Origin of the sequence: Pseudomonas sp. GLN_2, assembly GCF_043106005.1 — a bacterium.
GTDB lineage: Bacteria > Pseudomonadota > Gammaproteobacteria > Pseudomonadales > Pseudomonadaceae > Aquipseudomonas > Aquipseudomonas alloputida.
In genome coordinates this window covers 58585-79666 of sequence record NZ_JBICMC010000087.1, presented here as the reverse complement: position 1 = coordinate 79666, position 21082 = coordinate 58585, and the positions used below count along the sequence as shown (strand labels likewise).

Here is a 21082-nt window from a genome sequence, read left to right as displayed (position 1 = left end):
GCAGCGTTGGCAACGGTGAACGGCCTTTGGACATTGGCCGGCAGGCCCGGCCCTTTCGCGGGTGAACCCGCTCCTACGATGGCCACCAGGGCGTCAGGGTTGTGACGCCCCTGTAGCGGGTTTACCCGCGAAGAGGCCAGAACAGGTCAACCACGAAAATGGCTGGGCGCCACGCCACTCCAGCGCTGGAAGGCATGCCGAAAACTGGCCGTCTCACTGAACCCCAAAGTCTCCGCAATCCGGTAGATCGGCATCTGCTCATCGGCCAGCAACTGCTTGGCCCGCTCGAACCTCAGCTCATCCAGCAGCTGTTGATAACTGCTGCCCAGCGCCTGCAAATGCCGGCGCAGGGTGCGCGACGAGCAGTTCATCTGCCGCGCAAGCCCTTCCAGCCCGGGTGCTGCGTCCAGTTGCTGCGCCAGCAGCTGGCGAATCCGCCCCAGCCATGCCTGGCGACCGGTAAATTCAAGGTTCAGGCGCCGGCAGCGCTCGCTCATGGCTTTGTGAGTAATCGGGTCGGCCAGCGGCAGCGGCATATCCAGCCATCGCCGTTCGAAGGCAAAGGCATTGTCCTCGGCGGCGAAACCGATCGGGCATTGAAACGCTTCGGCATAGAGCGCGTGGTAACCAGGGCGAGGGTGTTCGAAGCGTGCGCCAAGCAGCGGCAATGGCCGGCCAAGCAGGTCGTCACAGATGACTTTCAGCGACACCAGGCAGAACTCGGCGTTGAAGGCGCTCAGCGCCGGGCTGTCCTGGTAATCGCTGGCGCTGAACCAGACACGTTGGCCGTCGTCGAGCAAGCGCAGCTTGAAGACTGTTCCCAGCAGTGCCGGATACTGCAGTGCCAGGCGTAAGGCGTCACCCAAAGTGGCACTGGAGAGCAGCGCGTAACCGAGCATGCCGTAGCACGACACACGCATGCGCTGGCCCAGTTCCAGGCCAATGTCCTCGCGCCGGGCCACAGCATTGGCGCAAACCTGCAGCTCCTGCTGGGTGGTGATGCGCGCATCGGCATGCCCCAGGTCTGCCGGGCCAATGCCGCTGCCGGCCAGCAACGCCGACGCCTCGTAACCGTCTGCCTGGAAGACGTTGAGGATCAGCGAAACTGCGTTGAGGGTGGTCAGGTGGCTGTGCAGCATGCTGGGTAATCCCGTTGGACTGGGATGCATTATGGAGCAAGTTGTGTGCCGATATCCGAGGCTGCAGGCAAACCACATACCCTGCCGGTGCGGCCGGGTGTTGCGAAGGCCTGCATAGCGGTCTCCAAAACCTTCAGGCAAAAAAAAAGGCCCGAAGCAAGCGCTCGGGCCTTGGAAAGGTTGAGAGGTGTCTAGTCCCTCGACCTGGTGAGACTGTTTACAGCGGCCTGATTACGCCTTCAGCGGAACCAGACGTGGAGCGATCATGTTTTCCGGACGCAGGATGTCGTCGAGCATCGCGTCGTCCAGCAGCTTCTCTTCGCGCACCAGTTCCAGTACGCCGCGGCCGCTTTCCAGGGCAACGCGGGCGATACGGGTGGCGTTCTCGTAGCCGATGTACGGGTTCAGTGCGGTAACCAGGCCGATCGAGTGCTCGACCAGTTCACGGCAGCGCTGTTCGTTGGCGGTGATGCCGACGATGCAGTGCTCGCGCAGCATGTCCATGGCGCGTTGCAGCAGGCGGATCGAGTCGAAGATCTTGTAGGCGATCAGCGGCTCCATCACGTTCAGCTGCAGCTGACCACCTTCAGCGGCGACGGTCAGGGCCAGGTCGTTGCCCATGATGGCGAAGGCCACCTGGTTCACAGCTTCTGGAATAACCGGGTTGACCTTGCCTGGCATGATCGAGCTGCCTGGCTGACGCGCTGGCAGGTTGATCTCGTTGATGCCGGTACGCGGGCCGCTGGACAGCAGGCGCAGGTCGTTGCAGATCTTCGACAGCTTGACCGCGGTGCGCTTGAGCATGCCGGAGAACAGCACGAAGGCGCCCATGTCGGAGGTGGCTTCGATCAGGTCGGCAGCCGGTACCAGCGGATGGCCGCTGATGGTGGCCAGGCGCTGTACGGCCAAGGCCTGGTAGCCAGGGTCGGCGTTGATGCCAGTACCGATGGCGGTACCGCCCAGGTTGATTTCGGTCAGTAGTTCCGGAGCCAGCGAGCGCAGGCGCTGCAGGTCTTCAGTCATGGTGGTGGCGAAGGCGCGGAATTCCTGGCCCAGGGTCATCGGGACGGCGTCCTGCAGCTGGGTACGGCCCATCTTCAGTACGTGGTCGAATTCTTTACCCTTGGCAGCGAAGGCCTGGATCAGGCTATCAAGGCTGGCCAGCAGCGCGTCGTGACCCAGCAACAGGCCCAGGCGGATTGCGGTCGGGTAGGCGTCGTTGGTCGACTGCGCCATGTTCACGTCGTTGTTAGGGTGCAGGTACTGGTACTCACCCTTCTGGTGGCCCATGGCCTCCAGCGCAACGTTGGCAATGACTTCGTTGGCGTTCATGTTGGTAGAAGTACCAGCGCCGCCCTGGATCATGTCAACCACGAACTGGTCGTGGAAATCGCCTTTGATCAGGCGGGCGCAGGCTGCGGAAATGGCAGCGTGCTTGGCATCGCTCAGGTGACCCAGCTCACGGTTGGCGTCGGCAGCGGCCTGCTTGACCATGGCCAGGGCCACGACCAGCTTCGGGTAGTGCGACAGCGGAACACCGGAGAGGTGGAAGTTGTTGGCAGCGCGCAGGGTCTGGATGCCGTAGTAGGCATCTGCAGGAACTTCAAGGGTACCCAACAAGTCTTTTTCGACGCGGAACGATGCAGCAGAGGACATGATGTATATCATCTCGATTTTGACCCGGCACATGCCGGAATGGCGCCAATCCTAGGCCTGAAGGTGTTTTTGCGGCCAATGCTATTGCACGCTAACCTATGCACAAACGGCATAGTGTTTCATGTGACGCCAATTGATATTCGAGCGTGTTCCATTTTGGTGCGCGCCGGGAGATGTGCTTCGTGAACCTTGAAAGCAAATGGCTGGAAGACTTCAGTGCTCTGGCCGCTACCCGCAGTTTTTCCCAGGCCGCAGAGCGGCGTTTCGTGACCCAACCGGCCTTCAGCCGGCGCATTCGCAGCCTTGAGGCGGCGCTGGGCCTGCAACTGGTGAACCGCTCTCGCACACCCATCGAGCTGACCGAGGCGGGTCAGCTGTTTCTCGTCACAGCACGTACTGTTGTCGACCAGTTGAGCGAAATTCTCCGCCATTTGCATCACCTGGAAGGCGGGCAGGGCGAAGTGGTGCAGGTGGCTGCGGCACACTCCTTGGCGTCGGGTTTCTTCCCCCGTTGGGTGGCCCAGCTGCGCAACGACGGTTTGAACATCGCCACCCGCCTGGTTGCGACTAACGTCGGAGATGCTGTGCATGCACTGCGCGAAGGCGGCTGCGACCTGATGCTGGCGTTCTACGACCCGGACGCGGCCTTGCAGATGGATGCCGAGATCTTCCCGTCGCTGCACATGGGCACCACTGAAATGCTGCCGGTGTGCGCCGTGGATGCGGATGGCAAGCCGTTGTTCGACCTTGAGGGCGAGGGCAGTGTGCCGTTGCTAGCCTACACTGCCGGCGCATTCCTCGGCCGTTCGGTCAACTTGCTGTTGCGCCAGCGCAACCTGCGTTATACCACCGTCTACGAAACCGCCATGGCCGACAGCCTCAAGAGCATGGCCCTGGAGGGGATGGGCATCGCTTGGGTGCCGCGCCTGTCGATGCGTGGCGAGCTCGAACGCGGTGAACTGGCGATCTGCGGCGGTAGCCAATGGCATGTGCCGCTGGAAATCCGCCTGTACCGCTGTGCTTTGGTGCGTAAGGCTAACGTGCGCTTGCTATGGCGCAAGCTGGAGTCGTCTGGCGCACAAGGTGAAGCGTCACTTTGAATTGTCCTTCAGGTAATCAGTGATATTTGCACGATTCCTGTCGCTGTAGCGGTAGCAGTTGGATCGTGCCGGTACACGGGGGTGCGTGTACGTTTCGCACACCCAGCCATTGAACTTCAGTTCGGCGTCTTCATGCGTGGCGCCTAGCAGATGGCCGATTTCATGAGCTGCAGCACCGTATGCGGCCACAGAGGCAATGGCCGTTTTCTGCTTGAAATAGGCCACGCCGGCGTTGTAGTTCAGACCGCTGTGATCGTAGCTGTTGCGGGTGAGCAGGAGATGTTTATCCATGAGAGAGTAGAGCCGGTGTCGCTTTTGTGCATACACCTGCTGGCTGAAAGCGTCCAGGAGCTTTTCGGACGGCATTCCTGCATAAGCAATATCGGTTATGTGTTTTACATTGCGTTGAAATATCACTTCGATGGGATGTTGGCTGAAACGGCGCATTTCGTTCAGCCAATGCTGGAAGTAGTCTTCGTTCAATTGCCCGTCGTGCATATCGGCCAGGTCGTCGTGCACATAGACGGTAACGGTGAGCGCGTGGGCTGCCGAAGCACTAGGCAATTGCATGCTGAGTACCAGGCCAAACGAAAGTGCGAAAGAGCATGGAGTTTTCATGTAGACGTACCAAGGTGCGCGAGTAAGGGCTGCAAGCGTGTAGCACTCGTCGACCCCGAGGCAGCAGGAAAAAGTTGTCCCACGAGACAGCTTGCCCTTTGATCCGGCATGTGCTTGTAGGGGTGGGCGGCCAGCCTTTAAATACGTTACAATCCCGCGCCTTCGGCCGACCTGGTCGATTCAGAATCCGTATGACAAGCCACGCCGGCCCACCTGCGTGGCTTGTTGCTTTTAGCGCGCCAGAAGGCGCTTGCAGGAGAGGCTCGACGATGAGTGCACTGGTTGGCGTGATCATGGGCTCCAAGTCCGATTGGTCCACCCTTAGCCACACCGCCGATATGCTGGAAAAACTCGGCATTCCCTACGAAGTGAAGGTGGTTTCCGCCCACCGCACCCCGGATCTGCTGTTCCAGTATGCCGAGGAGGCTGAGGGCCGTGGCATCGAGGTGATCATCGCCGGTGCCGGTGGCGCAGCCCACCTGCCAGGCATGTGCGCCGCCAAGACCCACCTGCCGGTGCTGGGCGTGCCGGTGCAGTCGTCGATGCTGTCGGGCGTCGATTCGCTGCTGTCGATCGTGCAGATGCCAGCCGGTGTGCCGGTTGCCACCCTGGCCATCGGCCGTGCCGGTGCGGTCAACGCTGCCCTGTTGTCGGCCAGCATTCTGGGCGCCAAGTACCCGCAGTACCACGCGGCGTTGAAGCAGTTCCGCACGGAACAGACCGACACCGTGCTGGACAACCCAGACCCGCGCCAGGCTTGAGGCTCAACCCATGAAGATCGGTGTAATCGGTGGCGGCCAGCTGGGCCGCATGCTGGCCCTGGCGGGTACTCCGCTGGGCATGAACTTCGCCTTCCTCGACCCGGCACCGGACGCCTGCGCTGCGCCCCTGGGCGAGCACCTGCGTGCCGACTACGGCGATCAGGACCACCTGCGTCAGCTGGCCGACGAAGTCGACCTGGTCACCTTCGAGTTCGAAAGCGTCCCGGCCGAGACCGTGGCCTTCCTCTCGCAGTTCGTGCCCGTGTACCCCAGCGCCGAATCGCTGCGCATCGCCCGTGACCGCCTGTTCGAAAAGAGCATGTTCCGCGACCTGGGCATCCCCACCCCGGCCTTCGCCGACATCCTCTCGCAGGCAGATCTGGACGCCGCGGTGGCCAGCATCGGCCTGCCGGCCGTGCTGAAAACCCGCACGCTGGGTTACGACGGCAAGGGCCAGAAGGTGCTGCGCACGCCAGAAGACGTGGTGGGTACCTTCGCCGAGCTGGGCAGCGTGCCATGCCTGCTGGAGGGCTTCGTGCCGTTCACCGGCGAGGTGTCGCTGGTCGCCGTGCGTGGCCGCGATGGTGAAACCCGCTTCTACCCGCTGGTGCACAATACCCACGAGAGCGGCATCCTGCGCTTGTCGGTAGCCAGCCAGGCACACCCGCTGCAGGCTCTGGCCGAAGATTACGTCGGCCGTGTGTTGCAGAAGCTGGATTACGTTGGCGTGATGGCCTTCGAGTTCTTCGAGGTTGACGGTGGCTTGAAGGCCAACGAAATCGCCCCGCGCGTGCACAACTCCGGGCACTGGACCATCGAAGGCGCCGAGTGCAGCCAGTTCGAGAACCATCTGCGTGCCGTTGCCGGCCTGCCACTTGGCTCGACCGCCAAGGTGGGCGAGAGCGCGATGCTCAACTTCATCGGTGAAGTGCCGGCCGTGGACAAGGTTGTTGCCATCGGCGACTGTCACCTGCACCACTACGGCAAGGCCTTCAAGGTTGGCCGCAAGGTAGGACACGCCACCCTGCGCTGCCCTGACATGGCCACCCTCGAGCGCAAGATTGCCGAAGTAGAGGCGCTGATCAGTAACTGATCGGGCTTCGAATCGAACTTCCGCAAGCGGCATGCCCTCTGAATATGGCAACAAGCCGAAGCCCGTCTAGGCTTTGGCTTGTTCCAACTTCACTGCAGAGGGATTGCCATGGGTATCATTGGAACCATCTTCATCGGCCTCATCGTCGGCCTGCTGGCCCGCTTCATCAAGCCGGGCGATGACAGCATGGGCTGGATCATGACCATCCTGCTGGGTATTGCCGGCTCCTTGTTGGCTACCTATGGCGGCCAGGCGCTGGGTATATACCAGGCAGGGCAAGCGGCGGGCTTCCTTGGCGCGCTGGTCGGTGCCGTGGTGCTGCTGGTGATCTACGGATTCATCAAGAAACGCTGATTACTGGTTAGAATGCTCGGCAATTCATTCGAGTTGCCGAGCATTTTCATGCGTGCCTTTTTCCTTGTCCCCTTGCTGTTGGCCAGTACCCTGGCCCATGCCGAACTGCCCGAAACCGACTGGCTGGAGCTGATGCCCCGGTCGGACCAGAAGGCGCTGGAACAAATGCCTGAAATCGACCACAACTCACCGGAAGCCATGGGCACCTTTACCGCCAAGGGAGGCCTCAAGCAGAGCAAGGGCCTGCCAGCGGTGATGTACTCGACCAAGACCGTTGCGGCCATGAATGGCAAGGATATCCGCCTGGGTGGCTACCCTGTGCCGCTGGAGAGTGACGCCAAGGGCAACAGCACGTTGTTCTTCCTGGTGCCGTACCCGGGGGCGTGCATCCATGTGCCGCCACCGCCGCCCAACCAGTTGGTACTGGTGCGCTACCCGAAAGGCCTGAAGATCGATGACATCTACACCCCGCTGTGGGTCAGCGGCAAGCTGAAGGTGGAGAAGGTCAGCAATGACCTGGCCGATGCGGCCTATGCGCTGGATGCAGACAAGGTGAGGGTGGTGGAAGACGCAGACCTTTGATAATTGCCCGGCCTCTTCGCGGGCAAGCCCGCGAAGAGGCCGGTAATAAAAGAGCAGGGCTCAGATATTTTCACAACCGATCTGGACGCCCAGCGAATGACTCGCCCCAGGCTTCAACTCCACCAGGTCATCCCACACATTCGCCGTCTCGATGCACAGCATCCGCTGCCAGCCATCATCAGCCATGTCCGCCAGCTCCTTCGCCCGCTCGGTCCACGGGTTCCAGATCACCGCCGAGCGCGAGCTGCTGCTGGTCAAGGTAATCCGCCGATTCCAATGCGGGTCGACGATGCTGAGGGTCTGCGGGGTATTCAGGTAGATTCGGTCCGTCTCCCCGGCAAACGTCAGTGCCCCCTGCTGTTGGCGTTGTTCCCAGCCCGCCAGGGTCTCGATATAACCCAGCCCGTCGACACCCTCGACCCGCGCCTGGCGCACATCGCTGACCGCGAAGTAGCTATGCAGGGCCTGGCTGATGGTCACGGGGGTATTGCCCATGTTGCGGCTGGTCAGGCTCAGTGTCAGGTCTGCGCCCATCTCCACCACCAGTTTCAGCTCGACATCATGGGGCCAACCGGGCAGGTCGCCCCGCGCTTCAGGCAGTTCGAACTCGATCCGCAGGGCCTCGCCCACTTCTTCGATACCCAGCAATTTCCAGTCACGCGTGCGCGCAAGCCCGTGGGCAGGCGCCGGTATTCCCTGGTACATGGCCTGGACGGCCTGAGGGTTGCGCTGCAGGTTGCCAAACCATGGCCAGCACACCGGTACCCCGGCGCGTACCGACTTGCCCTGGCGGAAGATGGCCTGGTCGCTCAGCCACAGCAGTGGCGGTTCGCCCACCTGCTGGTAGCTGAGGACCTGTGCGCCCTGCTGGGCGATCAGGAGTTCGGCACGGTCACTGCTGATACGCCAGCAGTTGAGTTCGCCATGTTGCTCGGTTACGACCTGAAAGGTAGCCATTGCGTTCTTCTCATTGATTGCCAGTGGGCCTTGGACCCGGGCAGATGCAATGAGTTTACCGCCAGCGTGGCTCAGCGACGAGGCACCGAGCGGGTACGACCACTGCCGTCGATGGCGACGAAGACGAATACCGCTTCTGTGACCTTGCGCCATTCGCTGGACAGCGGGTCGTCGCTCCACACTTCGACCATCATCTGGATCGAGCTGCGGCCGATTTCCAAGGTCTGGGTATAGAAAGACAGCTGTGCGCCGACCGCGACGGGCACCAGGAAGGCCATGCGGTCGATGGCGACGGTGGCTACGCGGCCGCCGGCGACACGGCTGGCCATGGCCGTGCCTGCCAGGTCCATCTGCGCAACCAGCCAACCGCCGAAAATATCGCCAAACCCATTGGTTTCTCGCGGCAATGCGGTGATTTGCAAGGCCAGGTCGCCTTGCGGGATTGGATCTTCTTGTTCGAGCTCAATCATGCGATGGGGCCTCTGACCCGTGACGCTTTTCGTTGGTGTGGCGCAAAGGCCGGGTAAACGATTCAGCTTGAAACATACTACGCCGATTTCGTTTCACTGGGCGGCCGTAGGGAAACTCTGCGAAACCGCCTGACAATAGTGACCGGCGTTTTCGCACAACATCCCACGTTAGGAGCAACATAATCCTACGAATTGCCAGTATATAGGGCATAACGGCCAGCGACGACCGCGCATTCACGAATATCTGTGTGGATTTTGTATCGCTTTCGGCGTAGCTCGGCAATTTGCTATCTTCGCCTGTCTCCCATCCAGAAGCCGCGCGCCAAGCGGCCTGCATGCCCTACAAAGAGAACAACGAGCGATGACTTCCGTGCCCAGCAGTATCGAGCAGCCCTCGCGGCCGCTGACCCGCAGCGACTACAAGACCCTCTCACTGTCCGCCCTGGGCGGTGCGCTGGAATTCTACGATTTCATCATCTTCGTGTTCTTCGCCACGGTGGTGGGCAAGTTGTTCTTCCCGGCCGACATGCCCGAGTGGCTGCGGCTGATGCAAACGTTCGGCATCTTCGCCGCCGGCTACCTGGCGCGGCCGCTGGGCGGCATCATCATGGCCCACTTCGGCGACTTGCTCGGGCGCAAGAAGATGTTCACCCTGAGCATCTTCATGATGGCCCTGCCGACCCTGATCATGGGCCTGCTGCCGACGTATGCGCAGATCGGCATGTGGGCACCGATCCTGCTGTTGCTGATGCGCGTGATCCAGGGCGCGGCAATCGGTGGCGAAGTACCGGGCGCATGGGTGTTCGTCTCTGAACATGTGCCGGCTCGCAACACCGGCTATGCCTGCGGCACCCTGACCGCCGGCCTGACTGCCGGCATTCTGCTGGGCTCGCTGGTAGCGACCCTGATCAACAGCGTGTACAGCGCGGAAGAAGTGGCTGACTACGCCTGGCGTATCCCGTTCCTGCTTGGCGGTGTGTTCGGCCTGTTCTCGGTGTACCTGCGCCGTTGGCTGCACGAAACCCCGGTGTTCGCCGAAATGCAGCAACGCAAGGCACTGGCCGAGGAGCTGCCGCTGCGCGCTGTGCTGCGCGATCACCGTGGCCCGATCATTCTGTCGATGTTGCTGACCTGGATGCTTTCAGCCGGCATCGTGGTGGTCATCCTGATGACCCCGGCGCTGCTGCAGAGCTTCTACCACATCAGCCCGACCGACTCGCTCAAAGCCAACAGCCTGGCCATCGTGTTGCTCAGCTTTGGTTGTATAGGTGCCGGCAGCCTGGCCGACCGCTTTGGTGCAGGCCGCGTGTTCGTGATCGGCAGCCTGCTGCTGCTGGCCAGCTCCTGGACCTTCTACCACAGCCTGCCGACCCGCCCCGAGTTGCTGTTCCCGCTGTATGCCGTGACCGGCCTGTGCGTGGGTGTGATTGGCGCAGTGCCTTATGTAATGGTCAAAGCGTTCCCGGCGGTGGTGCGTTTCAGCGGGTTGTCGTTCTCGTACAACGTGGCCTACGCCATCTTTGGCGGGCTGACGCCGATGGTGGTGACCGCACTGCTGAAGGTGAGCCCGATGGCGCCTGCCTACTACGTGGCAGGCCTGTGCGCCGTCGGTCTGGCCGTGGGCCTGTACCTGCTCGCCAACAAGCGCTGATCTGCGCTACGGCTACTGGCCTCTTCGCAGCTAAAGCCGCTCCTACAGGGTTTGGCACAGGCCTCAAGGCCGACACCGAACCTGTAGGAGCGGCTTTAGCCGCGAAGAGGCCACACCTGCTTTCAGTGATGGCCTTTCATCCAATTGTCATAATGAAGTCATATCGTGTTCATGCGGCCTGCCGATACTTGGGCCCGTTCCATCCAACACCCCAATATTCCTGCTAGGAGCAAGGCATGAAACTGAAGCGTTTGATGGCGGCCCTTACCTTTGCCGCCGCTGGCGTTGCAACCGCCAACGCGGTAGCCGCTGTCGATCCTGCGATCCCGACCTACACCAAGACCACGGGTGTTTCGGGCAACCTCTCCAGCGTTGGTTCCGACACTCTCGCGAACCTCATGACTCTGTGGGCCGAGGCCTACAAGAAGGAATATCCGAACGTAAACATCCAGATCCAGGCTGCCGGCTCTTCTACCGCGCCACCCGCGCTGACCGAAGGCACCGCCAACCTCGGCCCGATGAGCCGCAAGATGAAGGACGTCGAGCTGCAAGCCTTCGAGCAGAAGTACGGCTACAAGCCGACCGCCATCCCGGTCGCCGTCGACGCCCTGGCCGTGTTCGTGCACAAGGACAACCCAATCAAGGGCCTGACCATGGCTCAGGTTGACGCCATCTTCTCTTCCACCCGCCTGTGCGGTGGCAAGGCCGAGATCAAGACCTGGGGCGACGTCGGTGTGACCGGCGACCTGGCCAACAAGCCAATCCAGCTGTTCGGCCGCAACTCGGTATCGGGCACCTACGGCTACTTCAAGGAAGAAGCCCTGTGCAAAGGCGACTTCAAGCCTAACGTCAACGAACAGCCTGGCTCGGCTTCGGTCGTGCAGTCGATCAGCTCCTCGCTGAACGGTATCGGCTACTCGGGTATTGGTTACAAGACCGCCAGCGTCAAGACCGTACCCCTGGCCAAGAAAGACGGTGGCGAGTTTGTTGAAGACAATGAAGCCAACGCCCTGAACGGTACCTACCCGCTGTCGCGCTTCCTGTACGTCTACGTCAACAAGGCGCCGAACAAGCCTCTGGCCCCGCTGGAAGCCGAGTTCGTCAAGCTGGTGCTGTCGCAAGCGGGCCAGCAGGTGGTGGTGAAGGATGGCTACATCCCGCTGCCGGCCAAAGTCGTCGACAAGACCCTGGCTGACCTGGGCCTGTCGCACGCCGGTAACGTTGCAAAGAAGTAAGTAATTAAGAGGAGGCCGGTGCCACAGCCCGGCCTCTTCCACGAATTTCCAGTCCGAAGCCAGGTTCCCTGTGCGGCGGGCTTTCGCGCGTCACCACTTTGTAATGTTTTTGTCACACGGGACCGCTAGGGTGTGCGCATGAATGATCTGGCCAATTCCAACATGACCCAAAACTCCCAGCCCGTGCGCATTGATTTCAATACGCCCGAGTTGCAACGCAAGCGCCGCATGCGCGCGCTCAAGGACCGCCTGACCCGCTGGTATGTACTGGTAGGCGGGCTTGCCGTATTGGCGGCAATCACGTTGATCTTCTTCTACCTGGCTTATGTGGTGCTGCCACTGTTCCAGGGCGCCGAGCTGACCAGCAAGAAAGCCCTGGAGCCGACCTGGCTGCAGCAGGATGCCGGTAAGCCACTGATGATCGCGCTTGAAGAGCAGAATCAGGTGGGGATGCGTGTTTCGGACAAGGGCCAGGCATTGTTCTTCGATACCAAGACCGGTAACGAACTCAAGCGTGTCGAACTGCCCGTGCCAGCAGACACCCAGGTCACGTCCATCAGTACTGACCAGCCGGGCAGCGCGCTGGTGGTGCTGGGCCTGTCCAATGGCCAGGCGCTGGTTTTCCAGCACACCTACAAGATCACCTACCCGGACAACAAGAAAACCATCACCCCTGGCATCGACTACCCATACGGCGAGCAATCGTTCGTGCTCGACGAGCAGGGGCGTGCGCTGGACCACGTCAGCGTCAACGTCAATGGCGACACCCTGCTGCTGGCCGGTTCTACCGGTGCTCACCTGCAGGTGGTCGAGCTGACCCGCACGGAAAACATGATGACCGAAGAGGTCACCACCGAGCAGAACCGCATCGAACTGCCGCAAATGACCGAGACGGTGAAGAATATCTTCATCGACCCACGCCAGCACTGGCTGTACGTGATCAACGGCCGTGCCACGGCCGATGTGTTCAGCCTGCGCGACAAGAGCCTCAACGGCCGTTACAAGTTGTCTGATAGCGCCGACACCGAAATTACTGCCACGGCCCAGCTGGTTGGCGGCATTTCGCTGATCATCGGTGATTCCAAGGGGGGGCTGGCCCAGTGGTTCATGGCCCGTGACCCGGATGGCGAATCGCGCTTCAAGCAGATCCGTACCTTCCAATTGGGCAATGCGCCGATCGTGCAGATCGACGCCGAAGAGCGCCGCAAGGGCTTCATCGCCCTCGACGCCGAAGGCAAACTGGGCGTGTTCCACAGCACTGCACACCGAACCCTGCTGGTAGAGCCGGCTGCCGAAGGCCCTGGCACGTTGGCCCTGTCGCCACGCGCCAACCGCATCATCATCGAAGAAGGTGGCAAGTTGTTGCCGTTGAGCCTGCGCAACCCGCACCCGGAAATTTCGTTCAGCGCGCTGTGGGGCAAGGTGTGGTACGAGAACTACGACGAGCCGAAATACGTCTGGCAATCGACCGCGTCGAACACTGACTTCGAGCCCAAACTGAGCCTGTCGCCGCTGACCTTCGGAACCCTGAAGGCCGCGTTCTACGCCATGATCCTGGCCGCCCCGCTGGCCATTGCCGCAGCCATCTACACCGCCTACTTCATGGCCCCACGCATGCGCCGCAAGGTCAAGCCGGTGATCGAGCTGATGGAAGCGATGCCGACGGTGATCCTCGGCTTCTTCGCCGGCCTGTTCCTGGCCCCGTACCTGGAAGGCCACCTGCCCGGTGTGTTCAGCCTGTTCCTGCTGATGCCGATCGGTATCCTGCTGGCCGGCTTCTTCTGGAGCCGTCTGCCGGAGTCGATCCGCCTGCGTGTACCGGATGGTTGGGAAGCGGCGATCCTGATTCCGGTCATCCTGTTCACCGGCTGGTTCGCCCTGACCATGAGCCCGCACCTGGAAAGCTGGTTCTTCGGCGGCGACATGCGCCTGTGGATCACCAACGATTTAGGCATCACCTACGACCAGCGCAACGCCCTGGTAGTCGGTATCGCCATGGGCTTCGCGGTCATCCCGAACATCTACTCGATTGCCGAAGATGCCGTGTTCAGTGTGCCGCGCAGTCTGACCCTGGGCTCGCTGGCACTGGGCGCGACGCCTTGGCAGACCCTGACTCGCGTGGTCATCCTCACCGCCAGCCCGGGCATCTTCTCGGCGTTGATGATCGGCTTGGGCCGTGCGGTAGGCGAGACCATGATCGTGCTGATGGCTACCGGCAACACGCCGGTGATGGAGATGAACCTGTTCGAGGGCATGCGCACCCTGGCCGCCAACGTGGCTGTGGAAATGCCGGAATCGGAAGTCGGTGGCAGCCACTATCGCGTGCTGTTCCTGGCTGCCCTGGTGCTGCTGATGTTCACCTTCATCATGAACACCTTGGCCGAGCTGATTCGCCAGCGTCTGCGCAAGAAATACTCGTCGCTTTGATAGAAAGGTAGCGATCCGTGAAAAAGGATTCCCTCAAAGGCTGGTTCAAGAGCGGCGCCCCAGGCGTCTGGATGAGCGGCGGCGCGGTGGCCATGGCCGTGATCATGACCGTCGGCCTGCTGGCGGTCATCGCCGTGCGCGGCCTGGGCCACTTCTGGCCAGCCGATCTTGTCCAGGCCACCTACAAGGTGCCGGGCCAGGCCGATCACGTTGTCATTGGCGAAGTGGTGCAGAAGGAGGAAGTACCCCGTGCTCGTCTGAAGGGGGCTGGCCTGCCAGTGCCTGACCAGGGGCCGGAGTTCATGACCCGCGAGCTGATCAAGGTGGGTAACCGCGACCTCAATGGCAGCGACTTTACCTGGGTGGTCGGCGACTGGCTGGTCGACGAACAGCGCCCGGCTGACTTGATGGCCCTTGAGCGCCGCGAGTGGGGCAACTTCTATGGCTACCTGGTCAGCGTCAAGGAACAAGGCCGCGTGGTTGCCGAAGGCCCCGCTGCCTGGAGCGAACTGCAGGCCCGCCTCAAGCGTGCCAACCAGCTCAACAGCGAGCTGCAGCAGCTGGAGAAGAAGGACATCGGTGCCATCAACCATGGCCTTGAGCGCCTGCGCCTGCAAGCGCGCAAGCTGGAGCTGGACGGCAAGCTGGACGCCGCCGCCCAGGCCGACATGGACGCCGACCGTGCCGAACTGAACAGCCGCTACAAGGCCATCGAAGACCGCCTGACCGGCCTGCACCAGGCTTTTTCCCGCGACAGCCTGGTGGCCCGGGATGGCAACGGCCGTGAAGTGGAAATCAACCTGAGCAAGGTAGTGCATGCTGTCCAGCCGAACGGCATGTCGGCGTTCACCAAGTTGGGCACCTACTTCGGCAAGGTCTGGGAGTTCCTCAGCGACGACCCGCGTGAAGCCAACACCGAGGGCGGTATCTTCCCGGCCATCTTCGGTACCGTGATGATGACCCTGATCATGGCCGTGATCGTTACCCCGTTTGGCGTGCTGGCTGCCGTGTACCTGCGTGAATACGCCAGGCAGGGCCCGGTCACCCGGCTTATCCGTATTGCGGTGAACAACCTGGCCGGTGTTCCTGCGATCGTCTACGGTGTGTTCGGTCTGGGCTTCTTCGTCTATGTGCTGGGCGGCTCGATCGACCGCCTGTTCTTCCCCGAAGCGCTGCCGGCGCCGACCTTGGGTACCCCGGGCCTGCTGTGGGCATCGCTGACCCTGGCATTGCTGGCGGTACCGGTGGTGATCGTGGCCACCGAAGAAGGCCTGGCGCGAATTCCGCGCACCGTGCGTGAGGGCTCGCTGGCGCTGGGCGCAACCAAGGCCGAGACCCTGTGGAAAATCGTCCTGCCCATGGCCAGCCCGGCCATGATGACTGGCATGATCCTCGCCGTGGCCCGTGCCGCCGGCGAAGTGGCGCCGCTGATGCTGGTAGGTGTGGTGAAGCTGGCGCCGTCGCTGCCGGTGGATGGTAACTACCCGTACCTGCACCTGGACCAGAAGATCATGCACCTGGGCTTCCACATCTATGACGTCGGCTTCCAGAGCCCGAACGTCGAAGCTGCGCGGCCGCTGGTTTATGCCACTGCGCTGCTGCTGGTGCTGGTGATCGCGACCCTCAACCTCTCTGCCGTGTGGATTCGCAACCACCTGCGCGAGAAGTACAAGGCGCTGGACGGCTGACCCTGATTGCAAGCGTGCCGCCCGTAAGCCGGGCGGCCCTTTGAAACGACTTGATAGCGTATGGAGTTGACCATGCAGCAAGATTCCCACACCCATGGCATCGACATGTCTGCCCTGGGCCGCAACAAGCAAAGCCTGCGAATGGCTGAAGAAACCGTGGCCATCGAAGTACCGGGCCTGAGCCTGTTCTATGGCGACAAGCAAGCGCTGTTCGACGTGCAGATGAACATCCCGAAGCAGCGTGTGACCGCCTTCATCGGCCCATCCGGCTGCGGCAAGTCGACCCTGCTGCGCACTTTCAACCGGATGAACGACCTGGTTGACGGTTGCCGTGTGGAAGGTGCCATCAACCTGTACGGCAACAACATCTACCGCAAGGGTGAAGACGTTGCCGAACTGCGCCGGCGTGTGGGCATGGTGTTCCAGAAGCCGAACCCGTTCCCCAAGACCATCTACGAGAACGTGGTCTACGGCCTGCGCATCCAGGGCATCAACAAGAAGCGCGTGCTTGATGAAGCCGTCGAGTGGGCGTTGAAGGGGGCGGCCTTGTGGGACGAGGTCAAGGACCGCCTGCACGAGTCGGCGCTGGGACTGTCCGGTGGCCAGCAGCAGCGTCTGGTCATCGCCCGTACCATTGCCGTGGAGCCGGAGGTGCTGCTGCTTGACGAACCGTGCTCGGCGCTGGACCCGATCTCGACCTTGAAGGTCGAAGAACTGATCTATGAATTGAAATCCAAGTACACCATCGTCATCGTGACCCACAACATGCAGCAAGCGGCGCGTGTTTCGGATTACACCGCGTTCATGTACATGGGCAAACTGGTCGAATTCGGGGATACCGATACCCTGTTCACCAACCCGGCGAAGAAGCAGACCGAAGACTACATCACCGGTCGCTACGGCTAAGCGCCGCTCGCGAAACAGGCACCTCGGTGTCTGGCACCGGCGTTGCCGGTGTTCGCGGGTGAACCCGCTCCTACAGGGCCGCGCTACCAAAGGACAAAACGATGATCAACAAAGAAAGCCTTACCCATCACATTTCCCAGCAGTTCAACGCCGAGCTGGAAGAGGTGCGCAGCCACCTGCTGGCCATGGGCGGGCTGGTGGAAAAGCAGGTCAACGACGCGGTTACCGCGCTGATCGAAGCCGACTCTGGTCTGGCCCAGCAGGTGCGCGAGGTTGACGAGCAGATCAACCAGATGGAGCGCAACATCGACGAGGAGTGCTTGCGCATCCTCGCCCGCCGTCAGCCAGCGGCCTCGGACCTGCGCCTGATCATCAGCATTTCCAAGTCGGTGATCGACCTGGAACGCATCGGTGACGAGTCGACCAAGATCGCCCGCCGCGCCATCCAGCTGTGCGAAGAGGGCGAGTCGCCGCGTGGTTATGTCGAGGTGCGCCACATTGGCGACCAGGTGCGCAACATGGTCCGGGATGCGCTGGACGCCTTTGCCCGCTTCGACGCCGACCTGGCGCTGTCGGTGGCCCAGTACGACAAGACCATCGACCGCGAATACAAGACCGCGCTGCGTGAGCTGGTGACCTACATGATGGAAGACCCGCGCTCTATCTCGAGGGTTCTGAGCGTGATCTGGGTGCTGCGCTCGCTGGAGCGTATTGGCGACCATGCGCGCAACATCTCCGAACTGGTGATCTACCTGGTGCGCGGTACCGACGTGCGCCACATGGGCCTCAAGCGCATGACGGCAGAAGTGCAGGGCACTGCTGTCGCCAACGGCGAAAAGGCTAATGTTCCGGGTGAATCTGACGATAAGTAAGGTTGCTCCCGAGCATCGACGCCCGGCCTTGGCCGGGCGTTTTCGTTTGCGGTCGAGAGCCGGCAGGCACCCGCGAACGATGTGAAGAAGTCCCGGCGTGACCAGGTTGTAGCAAATGGCCATCATTTGGCAGTAGGCTAGTCGGGATTCATAAGGAGTATCGATGAGTAAAGTGAATGTGCTGGTCGTGGATGACGCCCCGTTTATCCGTGATCTGGTCCGCAAGTGTCTGCGCAACGCCTTCCCGGGTATGGCCATCGACGACGCGGTCAACGGTCGCAAGGCCATGGCCATGCTCGGCAAGGAAGCGTTCGATCTGGTCCTCTGCGACTGGGAAATGCCGGAAATGTCAGGCCTGGAACTGCTGACCTGGTGCCGTCAGCAGCCTGCACTGAAGAACCTGCAGTTCATCATGGTGACCAGCCGTGGCGACAAGGAAAACGTCATTCAGGCGATCCAGGCGGGCGTTTCCGATTTTGTAGGCAAGCCGTTCACCAACGAGCAACTGCTGACCAAGGTAAAAAAAGCCCTGACCAAGATCGGTAAGCTCGACAGCCTGATGGCCATCGGCCCGGCGCGAGCCAACCCGGCGTTTGCCAACGATTCGTTGAACGCGCTGACGGCGGGCAAGCCCGAAGCGGTCAAGGTTGCGGCGCCGGTACCGGCCAAGCCTTTGGTCGCCGCACCCGCACCTGCTGCCCCCGCGCCGAGCGGCCGTGGCCAGGGCCAGCTGCGCCTGGCCAGTGGCATGCAGCCATGCGTGATCAAGGCGTTGAGCCTGAAAGAGGCACTGCTGGTGGTACGCCGCAGCGAAGTGCTGCCACAGGTGCTGGAAGGTGCGGTGCTGGACCTGGAGCAGGGCGAAAGTGCCGAAGTCGCTCGCCTGAACGGCTACCTGCATGCGGTGGCGGCGCTGGAGCCAAAACCTGACAGCGACTGGTTGCAGTTGACGTTCAAGTTTGTCGACCAGGATGCCCAGAAGCTCGACTACCTGTCTCGGTTGATTGCCCGCGGCACTGCGCAGAAGCACTTCACCCCCGGTGCCTGACCCCGCCCCCGCGTCATGCTTTGGGCAGGAGCAGCACACGGCTGCTCCTGCCCAAGCCCGAGTTGCCCCATCCGACCAACTGCAATACCTACCGTAAAACCCGCTGCTAGGCTTCGACAGATCATAACTGTCAAAAAGCCACTATCATGCCCGCGCGCCTGTTGCTGTTCTGTGCATTGCTCATGGCCTCGGCGTCGAGCCAGGGCGTGACGCTCTACAAGATCACTGACGATTCCGGTGTCGTCTCCTATTCCGACCGCCCTGGCCCCGGCGCCAAGCCCTTGGTGTTGCTCGAGCCCATGGTCGAAACGCTCGAAGGCCAGGTACTGCTGAACGCGAAAACCTTCGACGGTGGCGTGAGCTTTTCGGCACGAAACGAGCTGCATGTGCCGGTAGAGGTAGAGTTGCGGCTGGACAACCTGGTCAACGCACAAGGCGGTGATGCCCCGCGTATCGTGCGCCGGCTGCTGCCGCCGCGCACCACGCAGATGCTCAGTGTGCTCAGGGGGCGGCCCGGGCTGTTGCTGAACTACCGTTCGACCCTGCTGCAGGCCATGGGTGATCCGGGCAAACGGCCGCTAGGCTTCCGCTATGCGTTCCCGTGGATTGGCGGGCCGTTCCGCGTCACTCAGGGCCCCAATGGCCGTGTCAGTCATTTTGGGCCCCGAGGGCGCTACGCCATGGATATCGCCATGCCCGAAGGTACCCCCATCATCGCGGCGCGGGAAGGGGTGGTGGTGAAGACGCAGAACAGCCAGAGCGGGCGCGGCCCCAACCCCTCGGGTAACTTTGTCAGGATTTTGCACCCGGATGGCACCATGGGCGTCTACCTTCACCTGATGCGTGGTTCGGTGGTGGTGGCGGAGGGGCAACGGGTACGGCAGGGCCAGATGCTGGCCAAGTCGGGCAATACCGGCAACAGCACTGGGCCGCACCTGCATTTTGTGGTGCAGCGCAATGTGGGGTTGGCGCTGGAGTCGATACCTTACCGCTTCGACAGGCCGATCAGCGGGATGCCGGATTTCACTGCCGGCAACCCTTGAGATTGCCGGGCCTGCTTCGCAGGCCTTTCGCGACACAAGGCCCCACATAGCCAGAGGCAGGTGCTGTAGCTGTGGGAGCGGCCTTGCGTCGCGATGGGCTGCGCAGCAGCCCCTTGGCCATTAATCCAGCTTCAGTACCTTGGCCAGTACGATCTTGGGGCCTTTCATCTTCTTGATGATGATGCGCAGCCCTTCGACTTCCAGCACTTCCTCTTCTTCCGGCACGCGCTTGAGCGTCTCGTAGATCAACCCGGCCAAGGTTTCGGCCTCGATGTGGTCAAGGTCGATACCCAGCAGGCGTTCGACCTTGAACAGTGGGGTGTCGCCGCGCACCAGCAACTTGCCCGGCTGGTAGGCGAGAATGCCACGCTCGGTCTTGCGGTGCTCGTCCTGGATGTCGCCCACCAGCACTTCCAGCACGTCTTCCATGGTCAGGTAGCCGATCACCTTGCCATCGGCTTCCTCTACCAGCACGAAGTGCGCGCCGCCCTTACGGAACTGCTCCAATAACTGGGCCAGCGGCATGTGCCGCGACACGCGTTCGAGTGGCCGGGCAAGGTCCTCCAGGTCGATGGTCTCTGGCAAGTGCTCCAGCTCAGCCAGCTCCAGCAGCAGGTCCTTGATGTGCAGCAGGCCGGTGAATTCTTCGCGCTCGGCGTCGTACACCGGGTAGCGGCTGAACTTGTGGCGGCGCACCAGGGCCAGGATCTGCTTCAGAGGCGCATGGGCGTCGATGCTGATCATGTCCTCACGCGAGTTGGCCCAGTCGACCACTTCCAGCTCGCCCATTTCCACGGCCGAGGCCAGCACGCGCATGCCTTGGTCGCTTGGGTCCTGGCCACGGCTGGAGTGCAGGATCAGCTTAAGTTCTTCGCGGCTGTAGTGGTGCTCGTGGTGCGGGCCAGGCTCGCCCTGGCCGGCAATGCGCAGGATGGTGTTGGCGCTGGCATTGAGCAGGTAGATGGCCGGGTACATCGCCCAGTAGAACAGGTAAAGCGGCACGGCGGTCCACAGCGACAGCAGCTCTGGCTTGCGGATAGCCCAGGACTTGGGGGCCAGCTCGCCGACCACGATGTGCAGGTACGAGATGACGAAGAAGGCGACGAAGAACGAGATCGCCTTGACCAGCTCGGCGCTGTCCACGCCGAAATAGGCCAGCAATGGTTCCAGCAGGTGGGCGAAGGCGGGCTCACCCACCCAGCCCAGGCCCAGCGAGGCGAGGGTGATGCCCAATTGGCAGGCCGACAGGTAGGCGTCGAGCTGGTTGTGAACCTTGCGCAGGATGTTGCCACGCCAGCCGTGCTTTTCGGCGATGGCCTCTACGCGTGTAGCGCGCAGCTTGACCATGGCGAACTCCGCAGCAACGAAGAAGCCGTTGAGCAGCACCAGCAGGAAGGCAAAGATGATCATGCCGAAGTCGGCGAATAACGAGGTGAGGCTAATACCAGAGGAAGGGTCCATGATGGAGTTTTTACGGGGTCC

General features: G+C 61.8%; 19 protein-coding genes. 13 read left to right on the top strand and 6 right to left on the bottom strand.

Going from position 1 to position 21082, the window contains the following annotated elements; translation table 11 throughout:
* Positions 1-146: 146 nt before the first annotated feature.
* A complete protein-coding gene (locus ACF8Q6_RS21295; RefSeq protein WP_392489551.1) occupies positions 147-1139 on the bottom strand; it encodes an AraC family transcriptional regulator in 993 nt (330 codons plus the stop codon).
* Between the two features lie 231 nt (positions 1140-1370).
* Positions 1371-2795, bottom strand: a complete 1425-nt coding sequence (aspA, locus tag ACF8Q6_RS21290; protein ID WP_029380744.1) for an aspartate ammonia-lyase — start codon at positions 2793-2795, stop codon at positions 1371-1373.
* 182 nt (positions 2796-2977) lie between these two features.
* Between aspA and ACF8Q6_RS21285 the strand changes: the two genes are divergently transcribed.
* Positions 2978-3895 (top strand): LysR substrate-binding domain-containing protein, encoded by a 918-nt coding sequence (locus ACF8Q6_RS21285; RefSeq protein ID WP_010955826.1) that lies wholly within the window; start codon positions 2978-2980, stop codon positions 3893-3895.
* On the opposite strand, the gene ACF8Q6_RS21280 is transcribed toward ACF8Q6_RS21285, so the two are convergent.
* Positions 3887-4513 (bottom strand): zinc-dependent metalloprotease family protein, encoded by a 627-nt coding sequence (locus ACF8Q6_RS21280; RefSeq protein WP_392493830.1) that lies wholly within the window; start codon positions 4511-4513, stop codon positions 3887-3889. The genes ACF8Q6_RS21285 and ACF8Q6_RS21280 overlap by 9 nt on opposite strands.
* Positions 4514-4782: 269 nt before the next feature.
* On the opposite strand from ACF8Q6_RS21280, the gene purE reads away from it, so the two are divergent.
* From purE to ACF8Q6_RS21260, 4 genes are all read left to right on the top strand, one after another.
* Positions 4783-5274: a 5-(carboxyamino)imidazole ribonucleotide mutase gene (gene purE, locus ACF8Q6_RS21275; RefSeq protein WP_003253304.1), complete on the top strand. Its 492-nt coding sequence runs from the start codon at positions 4783-4785 to the stop codon at positions 5272-5274.
* Positions 5275-5284: 10 nt separating this feature from the next.
* Complete coding sequence (locus ACF8Q6_RS21270) at positions 5285-6367, top strand: 5-(carboxyamino)imidazole ribonucleotide synthase (RefSeq protein WP_010955825.1); 1083 nt, start codon at positions 5285-5287, stop codon at positions 6365-6367.
* Positions 6368-6475: 108 nt separating this feature from the next.
* Positions 6476-6721, top strand: a complete 246-nt coding sequence (locus ACF8Q6_RS21265; protein ID WP_003253308.1) for a GlsB/YeaQ/YmgE family stress response membrane protein — start codon at positions 6476-6478, stop codon at positions 6719-6721.
* Positions 6722-6769: 48 nt separating this feature from the next.
* The gene (locus tag ACF8Q6_RS21260; protein ID WP_012054120.1) at positions 6770-7303 is read left to right on the top strand and encodes a DUF3299 domain-containing protein; all 534 of its coding nucleotides are present in this window, start codon (positions 6770-6772) and stop codon (positions 7301-7303) included.
* Positions 7304-7363: 60 nt separating this feature from the next.
* On the opposite strand, the gene ACF8Q6_RS21255 is transcribed toward ACF8Q6_RS21260, so the two are convergent.
* Both ACF8Q6_RS21255 and ACF8Q6_RS21250 read right to left on the bottom strand, forming a co-directional pair.
* Positions 7364-8260 carry a D-hexose-6-phosphate mutarotase gene (locus ACF8Q6_RS21255; protein ID WP_392493829.1) on the bottom strand — a complete coding sequence of 299 codons (897 nt, stop codon included), beginning with the start codon at positions 8258-8260 and terminating at the stop codon, positions 7364-7366.
* 71 nt (positions 8261-8331) lie between these two features.
* Positions 8332-8730 carry an acyl-CoA thioesterase gene (locus ACF8Q6_RS21250; protein WP_003253317.1) on the bottom strand — a complete coding sequence of 133 codons (399 nt, stop codon included), beginning with the start codon at positions 8728-8730 and terminating at the stop codon, positions 8332-8334.
* A gap of 361 nt (positions 8731-9091) precedes the next feature.
* Between ACF8Q6_RS21250 and ACF8Q6_RS21245 the strand changes: the two genes are divergently transcribed.
* The 8 genes from ACF8Q6_RS21245 (at position 9092) to ACF8Q6_RS21210 (ending at position 19600) form a co-directional block, all read left to right on the top strand.
* Positions 9092-10381: an MFS transporter gene (locus ACF8Q6_RS21245; RefSeq protein WP_003253318.1), complete on the top strand. Its 1290-nt coding sequence runs from the start codon at positions 9092-9094 to the stop codon at positions 10379-10381.
* A 236-nt stretch (positions 10382-10617) separates the two neighbouring features.
* The gene (locus ACF8Q6_RS21240) at positions 10618-11616 is read left to right on the top strand and encodes a phosphate ABC transporter substrate-binding protein PstS (RefSeq protein WP_012054118.1); all 999 of its coding nucleotides are present in this window, start codon (positions 10618-10620) and stop codon (positions 11614-11616) included.
* A 138-nt stretch (positions 11617-11754) separates the two neighbouring features.
* A complete protein-coding gene (locus ACF8Q6_RS21235; protein ID WP_392499426.1) occupies positions 11755-14043 on the top strand; it encodes an ABC transporter permease subunit in 2289 nt (762 codons plus the stop codon).
* 71 nt (positions 14044-14114) lie between these two features.
* Entirely contained in the window at positions 14115-15731 is a 1617-nt protein-coding gene (gene pstA / locus ACF8Q6_RS21230) for a phosphate ABC transporter permease PstA (RefSeq protein ID WP_202607546.1), read from the top strand.
* 72 nt (positions 15732-15803) lie between these two features.
* Positions 15804-16637: a phosphate ABC transporter ATP-binding protein PstB gene (gene pstB / locus ACF8Q6_RS21225; RefSeq protein ID WP_003253327.1), complete on the top strand. Its 834-nt coding sequence runs from the start codon at positions 15804-15806 to the stop codon at positions 16635-16637.
* 101 nt (positions 16638-16738) lie between these two features.
* Positions 16739-17509: a phosphate signaling complex protein PhoU gene (gene phoU, locus ACF8Q6_RS21220; protein WP_003253329.1), complete on the top strand. Its 771-nt coding sequence runs from the start codon at positions 16739-16741 to the stop codon at positions 17507-17509.
* 163 nt (positions 17510-17672) lie between these two features.
* On the top strand, positions 17673-18557 hold the full coding sequence (locus ACF8Q6_RS21215; RefSeq protein ID WP_012054115.1) for a response regulator: 885 nt from the start codon (positions 17673-17675) through the stop codon (positions 18555-18557).
* Positions 18558-18703: 146 nt separating this feature from the next.
* The gene (locus ACF8Q6_RS21210; RefSeq protein WP_012054114.1) at positions 18704-19600 is read left to right on the top strand and encodes a peptidoglycan DD-metalloendopeptidase family protein; all 897 of its coding nucleotides are present in this window, start codon (positions 18704-18706) and stop codon (positions 19598-19600) included.
* 120 nt (positions 19601-19720) lie between these two features.
* On the opposite strand, the gene ACF8Q6_RS21205 is transcribed toward ACF8Q6_RS21210, so the two are convergent.
* Positions 19721-21061: a hemolysin family protein gene (locus ACF8Q6_RS21205; protein WP_003253336.1), complete on the bottom strand. Its 1341-nt coding sequence runs from the start codon at positions 21059-21061 to the stop codon at positions 19721-19723.
* Positions 21062-21082: the final 21 nt, after the last annotated feature.